The sequence below is a fragment of the Nocardia callitridis genome, from assembly GCF_039543305.1.
GTDB lineage: Bacteria > Actinomycetota > Actinomycetes > Mycobacteriales > Mycobacteriaceae > Nocardia > Nocardia callitridis.
This window is the reverse complement of the sequence record NZ_BAABJM010000003.1, coordinates 395359-407723: the sequence shown is the minus strand read 5'-3', so window position 1 is coordinate 407723 and position 12365 is coordinate 395359. Positions and strand designations below refer to the sequence as shown.

Sequence of the window (12365 nt, the reverse complement as noted above, 5' to 3'; positions counted from 1 at the left end):
TCGTGGTGACGATCGGAACCGAGCGCCTGTCGGCCGACCGCAGAGCCAACGCGCCGAAAAATCACCGCGCCGCCGACGTCACTGATCCGCCGAATCACTGACCGCCGAACCAATTCGGCATATCGAAGCGGAACACCTCCGCCGGAGTCACCGCGCGCAAGTCGTGCTCCAGTGCCGTCAGCCGATCGCGGCCGAGCACCTCAGCCCAGCGCGCGTGGATACGGTCGAAGGCCCGTGCCGAGCGGGTCAGCACGTCGTCGGCACGCTCGGTCAGCGTGTAGACCTTGCGACGGCCGTCCTCCGGGTCGTGACCGCGCCGCAGATATCCCCACCGCTCCAGCGTTTCGATGTGCTTACCCGCGGCCTGTTTCGAAACCCCCAGCGCGCGGCCGAGATCGGCGGCGCCACACCCCCCGCCCCCCGCGCGACCGATGACCTGGAAGACGAATCCGTGCAGGGGCCGCAATTCGGGGTGCCCGTGCGCGGCCAGTTCCGCGTGCACCTCGTCGATGACCACGCGAAACCCGAGCAACATGCGCAGCGGCAGCTCGTAGCCGCCGGAATCACTTGACATAGTAGACAACCTCATTGACTATTTAGACAACGTTGTTGTCTATCTTAGGAGCGCTCCCACATGACCGTCATCCGACACACCGAAGCACGCCGCACCGAAACCCCCGGCGGGGTCATGACCACACTGGCCTCCCCCAGCCAGGGTGGCGCGCCGATCTCGGTCTGGCACGTCGAAGTAGCCGCGCACGCCACAGGTCCCGTCCACGCGATCGACGCCGACCAGATCTGGACCGTCCTCGGCGGCCACCTGCGTATCGAACTCGACGGCACCGATCTCGTCGCCGCGGCAGGCGATACCGTGGTCCTGCCCGCCGAGCGCACGCGGCAGATTCACGGCGGCACCGAAGGATTCACCGCCATCGTCGCGGGCAGCCCGCACGCGAAGGCGAGCACCCCGACCTCCGGCGACGCCGTCACACCGCCATGGATCGTGTGATCACACCGACGCGGCGGCACGCATCGCGCGGGTGATCACGGCGATGTCTTCACTGGTACTGATGAACGGCGGCATCGTGTAGATCAGATTGCGGAAGGGGCGCAGCCAGGCACCCGCCTCGGTGGCCGCGGCGGTGGCCAGCGACATGTCGACCGGGTGGTCGAGTTCGACGACGCCGATCGCGCCGAGCACCCGCGCCTCCACCACGCCGGGTAGCGCACCGACCGAGGCCAACCCGTCGGTGAGCTCGGCGCCGATCCGGCCGACCTCGCCGCGCCAATCCCGCGACAGCAGCAATTCGAGCGACGCCACGCCGACCGCGCACGCCAGCGGGTTGCCCATGAACGTGGGCCCGTGCATCAACCCACCGTGCCCCGCGCTGATCGTCTCGGCGATCGTCGCGGTGCACAGTGCGGCGGCCAAGGTGAGATAGCCGCCGGTGAGCGCCTTGCCGACGCACAGCACGTCCGGTCCTACCCCGGCCGGTTCGGCGGCGAAAAGCGTTCCGGTGCGGCCGAATCCGGTGGCGATCTCGTCGAAGATCAACAGCACACCGTGTTCGTCGCACAGCCTGCGCAGATCGCCGAGGTAGCGCGGATCGTGCCAGCGCATCCCGCCCGCGCCCTGGACCACCGGTTCCACGATCACCGCGGCGAGTTCGTCGGCGTGCGTCGCGATCGCGTGTTCCAGTTCGGCCACGTAGTCGGCCAGGTAGTCGCGCGGCGGCGCTGGCACGAACAGTTGCTCGGCGAGCACATCGGTCCACAGCGCGTGCATACCGCCGTCGGGGTCGCACACGCTCATCGGGGTGAAGGTGTCGCCGTGATATCCGCCGCGCCAGGTGAGCAGCCGACGCTTCTCGGGTCGGCCGAGCGCGCGCCAATACTGCAGGCACATCTTGGTGGCGACCTCTACCGACACCGAGCCGGAGTCGCAGAGAAACACCTTGTCCAACCCGGAGGGTGTCAGCTCGACGAGCAGTTCACACAGTCGTGCCGCCGGTTCGTGGGTGAGCCCGCCGAACATCACATGGCTCATCCGTCGCGCCTGCTCGACCAGTGCGGCGTCCAGCGCCGGATGCCGGTACCCGTGGATGGCCGCCCACCACGAGCTCATGCCGTCGACGAGTTCACGCCCGTCGGCCAGCGTCAGGCGAACGCCGGAAGCGCTTGCCACGACCAGCGATTCGGTGGTCGCGGGAAATCCGCCGTAGGGGTGCCACACGTGCTCGGCGTCGATGGCGGTGATCTGGCCTTGGGTGAGTGCCAACGCGGGTCCTCGGCGATCGAATCGGGGCGTCCGCGCACGGACTTGAACGCCGTTCAAGTTACCAGCGTCGACCACACCACCGCCGCCACCTCCACCTGTGGGCGGTCCCCCGCCCCGCGACCACCTGACCGGCCCGACGCTACTGTCGTTGCATGGCCAAGCCCGACCACACCACCGGCGGCCAGGCACCGCTGGGTGTCTGGCCGGGGACCGCCTATCCGCTCGGCGCCACCTACGACGGTGCCGGCACGAACTTCTCGGTGTTCTCCGAAGTGGCCGATTCGGTGCAGCTGTGCCTGATCGCCGAGGACGGCGCGGAAACCAGGATCACCCTCGACGAGGTCGACGGCTACGTCTGGCACGCCTACCTGCCCTCGATCGAACCGGGCCAGCGCTACGGATTCCGGATAAACGGCCCCTACGATCCGGGCCGGGGCCAGCGCTGCGACCCGAGCAAACTACTGCTCGACCCCTACGGCAAGGCCTTCGAGGGCGACTTCGACAACGACCCGTCGCTCTACACCCACGGCCTCGACTCGCTCGGCCACACCATGACCGGCGTGGTGATCAACCCGTTCTTCGACTGGGCCGCCGACCGCGCACCGAACCGCCCCTACCACGAGACGGTGATCTACGAGGCGCACGTCAAAGGCATGACCGCCACCCATCCCGACGTGCCGGAGGAACTGCGCGGCACCTACTCCGGTATCGCGCACCCCGCGGTGATCGGGCACCTGAAGAGTCTCGGCATCACCGCGATCGAACTCATGCCGGTGCACCAGTTCCTGCACGACCGCATCCTGCTCGACCAGGGTTTGCGCAACTACTGGGGCTACAACAGCGTCGGCTACCTCGCACCGCATCACGAATACGCCGCCGCGGGCCGCGCGGGCGCCGCGGTGACCGAGTTCAAGGCCATGGTGCGCGCGCTGCACGCCGAAGGCATCGAGGTGATCCTCGATGTCGTCTACAACCACACCGCCGAGGGCAATCACCTCGGACCAACCCTCGGCCTGCGCGGCATCGACAACGCCGCCTACTACCGGCTGGTCGACGAGGACCCCACGCACTACATGGATTACACCGGCACCGGCAACAGCCTGAACGTGCGCCACCCACACACCCTGCAACTGATCATGGATTCGCTGCGCTACTGGGTGGTGGACATGCACGTCGACGGATTCCGCTTCGACCTCGCCGCGACACTGGCCCGCGAGCTGCACGACGTCGACCGCCTCTCGACGTTCTTCGATCTGGTGCAACAGGATCCGGTGGTCAGTCAGGTGAAGCTGATCGCCGAACCGTGGGATGTCGGCGAGGGCGGCTACCAGGTCGGCAGCTTTCCCGGCCTGTGGACCGAGTGGAACGGCAAGTTCCGCGACACCGTGCGCGACTACTGGCGCGGCGAGCCCGCGACGCTCGGCGAATTCGCTTCCCGGCTCACCGGATCGTCCGATCTCTACGAGGCCACCGGTCGCAGGCCGAGCGCGAGCATCAACTTCGTCACCGCGCACGACGGCTTCACCCTGCGTGACCTGGTGTCCTACAACGACAAACACAATCAGGACAACGGCGAGGACAACCAGGACGGCGAGAACTGGAACCGGTCGTGGAACTGCGGCGTCGAAGGCCCCACCGACGACGCCGAAATCCTTGCCCTGCGCGACCGGCAGAGCCGCAACCTACTGGCCACCCTGCTGCTGAGCCAGGGGGTGCCGATGCTCGCGCACGGCGACGAGTTCGGCCGCACCCAGCGCGGCAACAACAACGTCTACTGCCAGGACTCCCCCGTGTCCTGGATGGATTGGTCGCTGGCACACAAGAACGCCGACCTGCTCGCGTTCACCCGCACCGTCATCGCGCTGCGCACCGCGCACCCGATCTTTCGCCGCCGCCGCTTCCTCGAAGGCGGGCCGATCCGCGCACAGGACAACGCCGCCCGCGATATCGCCTGGTTCACCCCCGGCGGCGCGGAGATGGCGGAAGCGGACTGGGACAGCGGTTTCGGCAAATCGCTGACGGTCTATCTCAACGGCGACGCCATCGCCGAACCGGGCCCCCGCGGCGAGCCGGTCACCGACGACTCGTTCCTGTTGTGTTTCAACGCCCACCACGAAGCCATCGATTTCGCCGTGCCGAGCACCGAGTACGGCACAGAATGGTCGGTGGCGCTGGACAGCTCGGCGCCCACCGGACGGCGCGAGGCCACGTATCCGGCGGCGACCACGGTCGCCGTCGAAGCACGCAGCCTGCTCGTCCTTTCCTCCGCACCCCGCAGCACCGTATGACCGAAAGATCTATGACCGCGCGCGATTCCACCGAGCCCCGAACCGATCCTCTCCCGCTGCGACGCGGGCGCCGGGATACCCCGATCCGCAGCACCTACCGGCTTCAGCTGCGACCCGACATGTTGACCTTCGCCGACGCCACCACCATCGCGGAATACCTCCAGCAGCTGGGTATTTCGCACCTGTATCTCTCACCCGTCCTCACCGCGGCACGCGGCTCGACGCACGGCTACGACGTGATCGACCCCGGCACCGTCGCGCCCGGCCTCGGCGGACCGACCGGACTCAAGGCGTTGTCGGACCAGGTGCGCAATCGTGGCATGGGCTTGATCATCGATCTGGTGCCCAACCACGTGGCAGTGGCCGACCCGCAGCAGAATCCGTGGTGGTGGGATGTGCTGCGCCATGGGAAGGACTCGGCGTTCAGCCGCTACTTCGATATCGACTGGAGCAAGTCCAACGGCGCGGGCGGGCGCCTGGCGCTTCCGGTCTTGCGCAACGAGAACGACCCCGCGGCACTCACCGTCGACCGCACCGGCGCCGAACCCATGCTCGCCCTGCGTGAGCTGCGGTTCCCCATCGCACCGGGCACCGAGGGTGATAACGCGCTGCGCATCCACGACAAGCAGCACTACCGCCTGGTGAGCTGGAAATCCGGGTTGTGCACCTACCGTCGTTTCTTCGCCATCAGTGATCTCGCGGCGATCCGGCAGGAAGACCCCGAGGTCTTCGAGGTCACCCACCGCGAACTCGCGGCGTGGTGTGAACACGACCTGATCGACGGTGTTCGGGTCGATCACCCCGACGGATTGACCTGTCCCGCCGACTATCTCACTCGGCTGCGCCAACTGATCGGACCGAAGCGACTGTTGGTGGTGGAGAAGATTCTCGCCGACCGGGAACCGCTGGACGCGACCCTCCCGATCGACGGGACCACCGGTTACGAGGCGCTGGCCGATTACGGCAATGTGCTGATCGACCCCGAAGGTGAGCAGACGCTCACGGATCTGTCGCGTCGTATCGCCGGGCACGGCAGCGACCGCGCCTGGATCGGCGAGACCGAGCACCGGATCAAACGCGCGGTGGCGGAGAGCATCCTGGCACCCGAGTTGCGCCGGCTGGTGGCCGCGATCAAGCAGGACGCGCGCGCCGAGAGCTTCGACACGCTGGCGTTGACCAACGCGACCATCGAGGTGCTCGCCTTCATGCCGGTCTACCGCGGCGACTACACGCCGCTGGCCGGAATGACCGCCGGCGTGATCGCCGAGGTGGAAAAGCGCAACAGCGAGCTGACCGCGCCGCTGGCGGTCCTGGTGACCGCGCTGGCCGCGGACGCCGCGGCCGCGGTGCGCTTCGCCCAGGTCTGCGGCGCGGTGACCGCGAAGGCGGTCGAGGACACCATGTTCTATCGCGCCGCACGGCTGGTGTCGTTGCAGGAGGTCGGCGGCAATCCGGCACGATTCGGCCACTCGGTCAACGAGTTCCATCTGGCCAACAGCGAACGCGCGCAACGCTGGCCCGCGACGCTGACCACCCTGTCCACCCACGACACCAAACGCGGCGAGGACGTGCGCGCGCGGATCGGCGTGCTCTCGCAGGCGGCGAGCACGTGGGCCAAGCATGTCGAGACCTGGCAGGAGAGCACGCCGGGACCGGACGGCGCGACCACCTTGTTCTTGCTGCAGAACATGTTCGGGGTGTGGCCCGCCGACGGGCGTCCGGCCGCGTCGGTCCCCGGCCTGCGCGACCGGCTGCACCTGTTCGCGGAGAAGGCGATTCGGGAGGCGGGCACGAAGTCGTCCTGGGAGGAGCCGGGCGCCGAGTTCGAGTCGGCGGTGCACGCCTGGCTCGACGCCGTGATCGACGGCCCCGTCGGCTCCGAACTGGGTGATCTCGTGCACGAGTTGGCCCCGCACGCCTGGTCGGATTCGTTGGCGCAGAAGCTGCTTCAGCTGTGCGGGCCCGGCATCCCCGACATCTATCAGGGGTGCGAGCTGTGGGAGGACTCGCTGGTCGACCCGGACAATCGGCGTCCTGTCGATTTCGCCACCCGTGCGGGCCAACTGCAATCGCTGACCGGCACACCGGCTTTGGACACCACCGGTGCGGCGAAGATGTGGGTGGTCGCCTACGCGCTGTGGCTGCGCAGGGAACGACCGGAGTGCTTTGTCGGCGGGAGCTATCTGCCGGTGTTCGCCGAGGGGACACAGGCCGACCGGCTGGTGTCGTATGCGCGCGGCCGGGTGGGTGAGCAAGCGGAGGTGATCGTCGCGGTCACCCGGCACAGTGTCGGACTCGCCGAAACCGAGTGGGGTGACACGACGATCGAGCTACCCGATGGCGAGTGGACCGATCGACTCACCGGGCGGTCGTGGCGTGGTCGAATCCGGCTCGCGGCGTTGTTCGACCGGCTGCCGGTCGCGCTGCTGGTGCGGTGAGCGCGTCGGCGATCGACGCTCGGCCCTGCGCTCGCGGTCGCCGCGGCGTTCACCGATCCGCTCGACCGTCGCTGTGCCGCGGCGCACGCCCACGTCGGCAACCACGTCGAGCCCGACGGGATCGTCGCCGCGTTCCTCGTCGAGCACGCTCGTCGAGGTGACCGGCTCGATGATGTCCTCGGGGAATCCGCCGCCGAGTTCGGTACGCCACCGGCCCAAGTTGTCGGGCCGATACCGATTACCGTGGCGGACCGAGGAAGCCAGCCGCACCGCACGGTCCTTCGGGGCCTCCAGGCGCCGCCAGGAATCCAGATAGAACCGTTCGCTGCGCGGAGAGCGCAACGTGCGCAACAGATTCAGGGCGCGATAGGCGGGTCCGAGCGACCCGTGGCAGCGCAGGTGGTCGGCGCCCGCGTCGGCGCAGTTGTCGCGCAACCACGCCAGTCGTTGCCTGTCGAAGGACAGGCCCACCGATTCCGCCTCGCGGACCATCCAGTGCAGGGTGATGTCGGCGAGCCCGCATTCCGCGTAACCGCCACCGATATCGCTGTGCACGCCCTCGAACCACACCTGCTTGACCCGGTCGAATCCCCTGCGGTACTTGATGTTCGGTTCCACCGGCACCTGCCACAGGCAGGGTTCGAAGTTGCGGCGACGCTCATCGATGGCCAGCGCCTGACGCGCGCAGTACACATTGGAGCCGAGTTTCACGTCGTGGAAGCGGTAGCGCAGCGAACTCAGTCCGGGAACGCCGAGGGCGCCCACTGTGTCGAAGACACCGAGGAAATCGATTTTCGCGGGGTACCGGCAGTGCTGGCTACGAAACTCCACCCATTCCGGCGGCGTCGACCCGTCGGCGGGCGGTTTCTGATGGTGAATTCGCATGGCGTCCGGGTATTTTCCGTCGATCATCGCCTCGGGGGTCATGATGCCGATGCGTGCGATGAGTCCGGCCAGACTGCGCGCGGTGAATGCGCCGCGGCTGAATCCGAAGATATAGATTTCGTCGCCGGGTTCCCAATTCAGCGACAGGTGCCAATACGCCGAGGACAGGTTCGCGTCCAACCCCAGGCCGAACGCGCCGCCCATCAACCGATCCGCGAGAAACCCCCGTGCGCCGGGCCCCGACACGTAGTTGACCCACTGGTGGATCACCGCACCGTCGGGCCCTGTCGCCTGCGGCGTGATGGTTTGCGCGATCTTGATGATATTCGATACGGCGCTGCTCGATTCGGCCTTCCATGTGCCGTCGCAGCACACCACCAAGCGTTTCATGGACCCATCCTCCCGTGGGATTCACCGTCGAAACCCGAGTACTCGACTACTCGAATCATCGCCGCGCGCACGGGAATGTTAATGAAAGGCGGCTGCTTCAATTGCGAGCAGACCACCGGTGCCACCCCACCAACGCGGGGGCGAAGAATGGGCAAATCGCCGAAGTATTCGCGCTTACCGCAGGCCAATTCGACACGGTAATGGGAAATCACGCAGCGCCGAGCGCTTTTCGCGGACCGACGGGCCAGCTGGCTCAGTGCGCGGCGGACCGAACCTCGCGCGCACTCGGGGCAGTGCCGACTCGGGCCCGCGCCCTACCGAGCACCCAGCGCACCATCGCCACCGTGGCGCCGACGAGTACCGCCGCCTGGGCCGACCCGGTCACCAAGCCGAGTACCGCGCACACGACGATCCCCGCGACCAGCGCCTCCAGCTTGAACATCGGCCACGCGCTGCCCGCGATCGCGATCGAGTGCGCACGCGACGACCCGCGCACACCCGAGGAGTCGGTGACGGAGGGATGAACGACGGCCATCTATTCAGGGTAGTCGCAGGAGGAAGTTTGGTCCACCGAAACTTTCTTTCCGGGAACAACGGCCGGGTTCCGGTTCGTTGCTGAAGGTATGCCACTGACAGGTGAGTACGAACCCAGTCCCTCCGACTGGTCCCGCGAACAGGCCGAGGCATACGAAGCCTCCGGCGGCACCGAATACGCCTCGCTCAAGGGCGTGCCGATCATCCTGCTCACCACCAAGGGAGCCAAGACCGGCAAGCTACGCAAGACTCCGCTCATGCGCGTCGAGCACAACGGCGAGTACGCGGTGGTCGCCTCGCTGGGTGGCGCACCCAAACACCCGGTCTGGTACCACAACATCAAGGCCGAACCGCACGTCGAGCTGCGCGACGGCACCGAACTCGCGGATTACACCGCGCGCGAGGTCTTCGGCGAAGAGAAGGCGCAGTGGTGGGAGCGTGCGGTCGCGGTGTGGCCGGACTACGCCAAATACCAAACCAAAACCGATCGGCAGATCCCTGTCTTCGTCCTCTCCCCGAGGTAGTCGTCACACCGGCGACCACCCGCCGCGTCCGCGCGGCGCGGCGGGTGGTTGGATAACTGGGGTGTCCGATCCGCTTGATGTCTTCGACGCACCATCCGCTTCCCGGCCCGCGCTCGACGCGGCCGAGATCGATGCCGCCGCCAAGCGAATTTCCGACATTATCGAGCCGACCCCGTTGCAGCGCAGTGAACGCCTCTCCACCCTGACCGGCGCGGAGGTCTACCTCAAGCGCGAGGACCTCACCGCGGTGCGTTCCTACAAGCTGCGCGGCGCGTACAACCTGGTCACCCAGCTCACCGCGGCCGAACGCGCGGCGGGCGTCGTGGCCGCGAGCGCGGGCAATCACGCACAGGGCGTGGCCTTCGCCTGCCGCAGCATGGGCATCAACGGCCGCATCTACGTACCCGCCACCACCCCGAAGCAGAAGCGCGACCGCATCAGGGCGCACGGCGGCGAGTTCGTGGAGTTGATCGCCGACGGCGAGACCTACGATGCGGCGGCCGCGGCGGCCGCGGCCGACGTCGAGCGCACCGGCGCGACGATCGTTCCTCCGTTCGACGATGCGCGCACCGTCGCCGGTCAAGGCACCATCGCCGCCGAAATCCTGGAACAACTCGGCGGCTCCCCCGACCTCATGGTGGTGCCGGTCGGCGGCGGCGGTTGTCTCGCCGGTATCGGTACCTATCTGCGGGAGCGCTCGCCGCGCACGGCGATCCTCGGCGTCGAGCCCTCGGGCGCCGCCTCGATGACTGCGGCGCTGGTCGCGGGCGCGCCCGTCACGCTGCCCGGCGTCGACCCCTTCGTCGACGGTGCCGCGGTGCGCAGGATCGGCGATGTGCCGTTCGCCGCGGTGTCCTCGTTCGGTGGACGGGTCGTCTCGCACGGCTCGTTGCCGCTGCTCATCAGCACCGAATCCGAGGGCGGCACAGGCGATTTCCGGATGATGCAGGTGGACGAGGGCGCGGTCTGCACGGCCATGCTCGAGCTCTATCAGAACGAGGGCATCATCGCCGAACCCGCGGGCGCGCTCGCGGCGGCCGCACTGGTCGAGGTGGGGGTGCCGCCGGGCTCGACCGTGGTGTTGCTGGTCTCCGGCGGAAACAACGACGTGTCGCGCTACGGCGAGATCATCGAACGCTCGCTGGTGCATCGCGGGATGAAGCACTACTTCCTGGTGGACTTCCCGCAAGAGCCGGGTGCGCTGCGCCGCTTCCTCGACGAAGTACTCGGCCCCGACGACGACGTCACCATGTTCGAGTACGTCAAGCGCAACAACCGGGAGACCGGCGCGGCGCTGGTCGGCATCGAACTGGGTGCGCCCGACGCGCTGGGGTCGCTGTTGGCGCGAATGGCGACTTCCCCGATCCAGTGCGAGCAGTTGGAGCCGGGGTCACCCGCCTACCGATATCTGACGTAATCGCATCTTCGAACGGTCCCGTGTCACGTGGTCACGGCGCGAATCGCAGGGGCTGTCCATGGGTCGACCACCGGCCGCCGCGCTCGGGCACGGGCGGCTCGCTCACCGATGTCGCACGCGAGTCATGGTCGACGGGTCGACTCGAGTGTGAATCGACGGCGGCGCAACACATTCAGGCTGAACGGTCGCGGTACCGCCCTTTCGGGACCGCGACCGTTCAGGCCGCCTCGGCAGGCCGCGCCACGTCGGTGGCTCGCGCTCCGCGTAGACAGTTCATGATCATCGGCAACAACCAGAACGCGAGGGTCTGGTCGAAACCGAGCTGTCCCGCCGACAATCGGTTGTGCACGAAACCGACGGAGAGTCCGAGGCGCGGCTCCGCCCACCCGAACGACCCACCGAGTCCGATATGCCCGAACCCGGCACGACCACCGGGCACCGGTAACGAGTGGTAACCAAGGTGCCAGAGCATGGGCAGGTAGAACAGCGCGTGATCGAGACGGTAGGTCTCTACCTTGCGCAGTGCGGCGAGGGTGCGTGGTCGCAGATACTCGCGGCCGTCGACCTTACCGTCGCCCGCGAGCGCGCTGTACAACGTGGCCAGCGCAGGTGCCGTGCACACGCCACTCGCCGCACCCATCTGCGCGGCGAGGATCGGCGGATGATCACCGGCCAGAATCGTCTCGACGCCGGGAACGAACAGGCAACGCACCGCCGCGCCGAGTGCGCCCGGCACCGCGTGCCCGCGCCCGAACAGCTGTGCGCTGATCGGGTTTCCGAGTTGCCGCAGCGCCGAGCCGACCAACGGCGCGAACACCGTCGAAGACTCCGGTGGCGGGGCGCCGAGGTGCAGGCCGTCGATGCCCAGCGGCTCGGCCACCTCGGTGCGGAACAACTCGGGCAGGTCACGGCCGGTGACCGCGCGCGCCAAACCCGCCATCAACCAGCCGAAGGTGAGCGCGTGATACGCCGGATGGCCCAGCAGGCGATCGGGTTTCGCCGCGGCGAGCCGCTCTTGCATGAGTCGAGCGTCGAGCAGCTCTTCGGGTGCGCGCACCAGTGGCCCGAGTGCGGACAGTCCCGCACGGTGAGTCATCAACTGCCGCACGGTGATCGAGCCCTTGCCGGCTGCGGCGAACTCCGGCCAGTACTCGGCGACCGGTGCGGAGTAGTCGAGCAGTCCACGATCGGCGAGGCGATGGATCACCGTAGCGGTGATGCCCTTGGTGGCGGAGAAGACGATCGAACCGGTGTCACGCCGCCACACTTCGGTGCCCGTCGAGCCGGTCCAGATGTCGACCAGCGGCATTCCGTGCCGGTGGATGGTCAATCCCGCACCGCCCGTACCGCGGTGCCCGAAGGTCCTCGCGAAAACGCGTGCCAATGATGCGAATTCCGCGGTAGCGCTGCCACCCACCCCGTCGGGGAGAGCCGCCAGCTCCCCGGAAGCAACGGTGCTCATTACTCCACGGTAACCGCGCCGATCAGACCGGGCAATGTTTCTGTTCCGCACGGTTACCTGAAGTTCCATGCCGCAGCGCGAGTCCGACAGGCACCACCCGCAGCGAAGGCCACGGCTCGACGACGCCGGTCTGTGGCGGCGGAATCCTT

The 12365-nt window shown here is 67.7% G+C and carries 10 protein-coding genes; 5 read left to right on the top strand and 5 right to left on the bottom strand.

Going from position 1 to position 12365, the window contains the following annotated elements:
- Positions 1-94 precede the first annotated feature (94 nt).
- Entirely contained in the window at positions 95-574 is a 480-nt protein-coding gene (locus ABEA50_RS19530; protein WP_345496989.1) for a MarR family winged helix-turn-helix transcriptional regulator, read from the bottom strand.
- 60 nt (positions 575-634) lie between these two features.
- Between ABEA50_RS19530 and ABEA50_RS19525 the strand changes: the two genes are divergently transcribed.
- Positions 635-1009 carry a cupin domain-containing protein gene (locus ABEA50_RS19525; protein WP_345496988.1) on the top strand — a complete coding sequence of 125 codons (375 nt, stop codon included), beginning with the start codon at positions 635-637 and terminating at the stop codon, positions 1007-1009.
- On the opposite strand, the gene ABEA50_RS19520 is transcribed toward ABEA50_RS19525, so the two are convergent.
- Positions 1010-2278, bottom strand: a complete 1269-nt coding sequence (locus ABEA50_RS19520; RefSeq protein ID WP_345496987.1) for an adenosylmethionine--8-amino-7-oxononanoate transaminase — start codon at positions 2276-2278, stop codon at positions 1010-1012.
- 152 nt (positions 2279-2430) lie between these two features.
- On the opposite strand from ABEA50_RS19520, the gene glgX reads away from it, so the two are divergent.
- Entirely contained in the window at positions 2431-4566 is a 2136-nt protein-coding gene (gene glgX, locus ABEA50_RS19515) for a glycogen debranching protein GlgX (protein ID WP_345496986.1), read from the top strand.
- Positions 4567-4577: 11 nt separating this feature from the next.
- Positions 4578-7004 carry a malto-oligosyltrehalose synthase gene (treY, locus tag ABEA50_RS19510; RefSeq protein ID WP_345496985.1) on the top strand — a complete coding sequence of 809 codons (2427 nt, stop codon included), beginning with the start codon at positions 4578-4580 and terminating at the stop codon, positions 7002-7004.
- Here treY and ABEA50_RS19505 read toward each other — a convergent pair.
- Both ABEA50_RS19505 and ABEA50_RS19500 read right to left on the bottom strand, forming a co-directional pair.
- On the bottom strand, positions 6897-8279 hold the full coding sequence (locus tag ABEA50_RS19505; RefSeq protein ID WP_345496984.1) for a DUF2235 domain-containing protein: 1383 nt from the start codon (positions 8277-8279) through the stop codon (positions 6897-6899). The genes treY and ABEA50_RS19505 overlap by 108 nt on opposite strands.
- A gap of 253 nt (positions 8280-8532) precedes the next feature.
- Positions 8533-8814, bottom strand: a complete 282-nt coding sequence (locus tag ABEA50_RS19500) for a hypothetical protein (protein WP_345496983.1) — start codon at positions 8812-8814, stop codon at positions 8533-8535.
- 88 nt (positions 8815-8902) lie between these two features.
- Here ABEA50_RS19500 and ABEA50_RS19495 point away from each other — a divergent pair, with 88 nt between their 5' ends.
- Positions 8903-9337: a nitroreductase family deazaflavin-dependent oxidoreductase gene (locus ABEA50_RS19495; RefSeq protein ID WP_345496982.1), complete on the top strand. Its 435-nt coding sequence runs from the start codon at positions 8903-8905 to the stop codon at positions 9335-9337.
- 61 nt (positions 9338-9398) lie between these two features.
- On the top strand, positions 9399-10754 hold the full coding sequence (ilvA, locus tag ABEA50_RS19490) for a threonine ammonia-lyase IlvA (protein WP_345496981.1): 1356 nt from the start codon (positions 9399-9401) through the stop codon (positions 10752-10754).
- A gap of 217 nt (positions 10755-10971) precedes the next feature.
- Here the strand turns inward: ilvA and ABEA50_RS19485 are convergent, their stop codons facing one another.
- Positions 10972-12216: a serine hydrolase domain-containing protein gene (locus ABEA50_RS19485; protein WP_345496980.1), complete on the bottom strand. Its 1245-nt coding sequence runs from the start codon at positions 12214-12216 to the stop codon at positions 10972-10974.
- Positions 12217-12365: the final 149 nt, after the last annotated feature.

Bases quoted from the DNA above. Each gene is read 5' to 3' on its own strand.
- ABEA50_RS19530 (WP_345496989.1), bottom strand. From the start codon at position 574: ATGTCAAGTGATTCCGGCGGCTACGAGCTGCCGCTGCGCATGTTGCTC.
- ABEA50_RS19525 (WP_345496988.1), top strand. From the start codon at position 635: ATGACCGTCATCCGACACACCGAAGCACGCCGCACCGAAACCCCCGGC.
- glgX (WP_345496986.1), top strand. From the start codon at position 2,431: ATGGCCAAGCCCGACCACACCACCGGCGGCCAGGCACCGCTGGGTGTC.
- treY (WP_345496985.1), top strand. From the start codon at position 4,578: ATGACCGCGCGCGATTCCACCGAGCCCCGAACCGATCCTCTCCCGCTG.
- ABEA50_RS19505 (WP_345496984.1), bottom strand. From the start codon at position 8,279: ATGAAACGCTTGGTGGTGTGCTGCGACGGCACATGGAAGGCCGAATCG.
- ABEA50_RS19500 (WP_345496983.1), bottom strand. From the start codon at position 8,814: ATGGCCGTCGTTCATCCCTCCGTCACCGACTCCTCGGGTGTGCGCGGG.
- ABEA50_RS19495 (WP_345496982.1), top strand. From the start codon at position 8,903: ATGCCACTGACAGGTGAGTACGAACCCAGTCCCTCCGACTGGTCCCGC.
- ABEA50_RS19485 (WP_345496980.1), bottom strand. From the start codon at position 12,216: ATGAGCACCGTTGCTTCCGGGGAGCTGGCGGCTCTCCCCGACGGGGTG.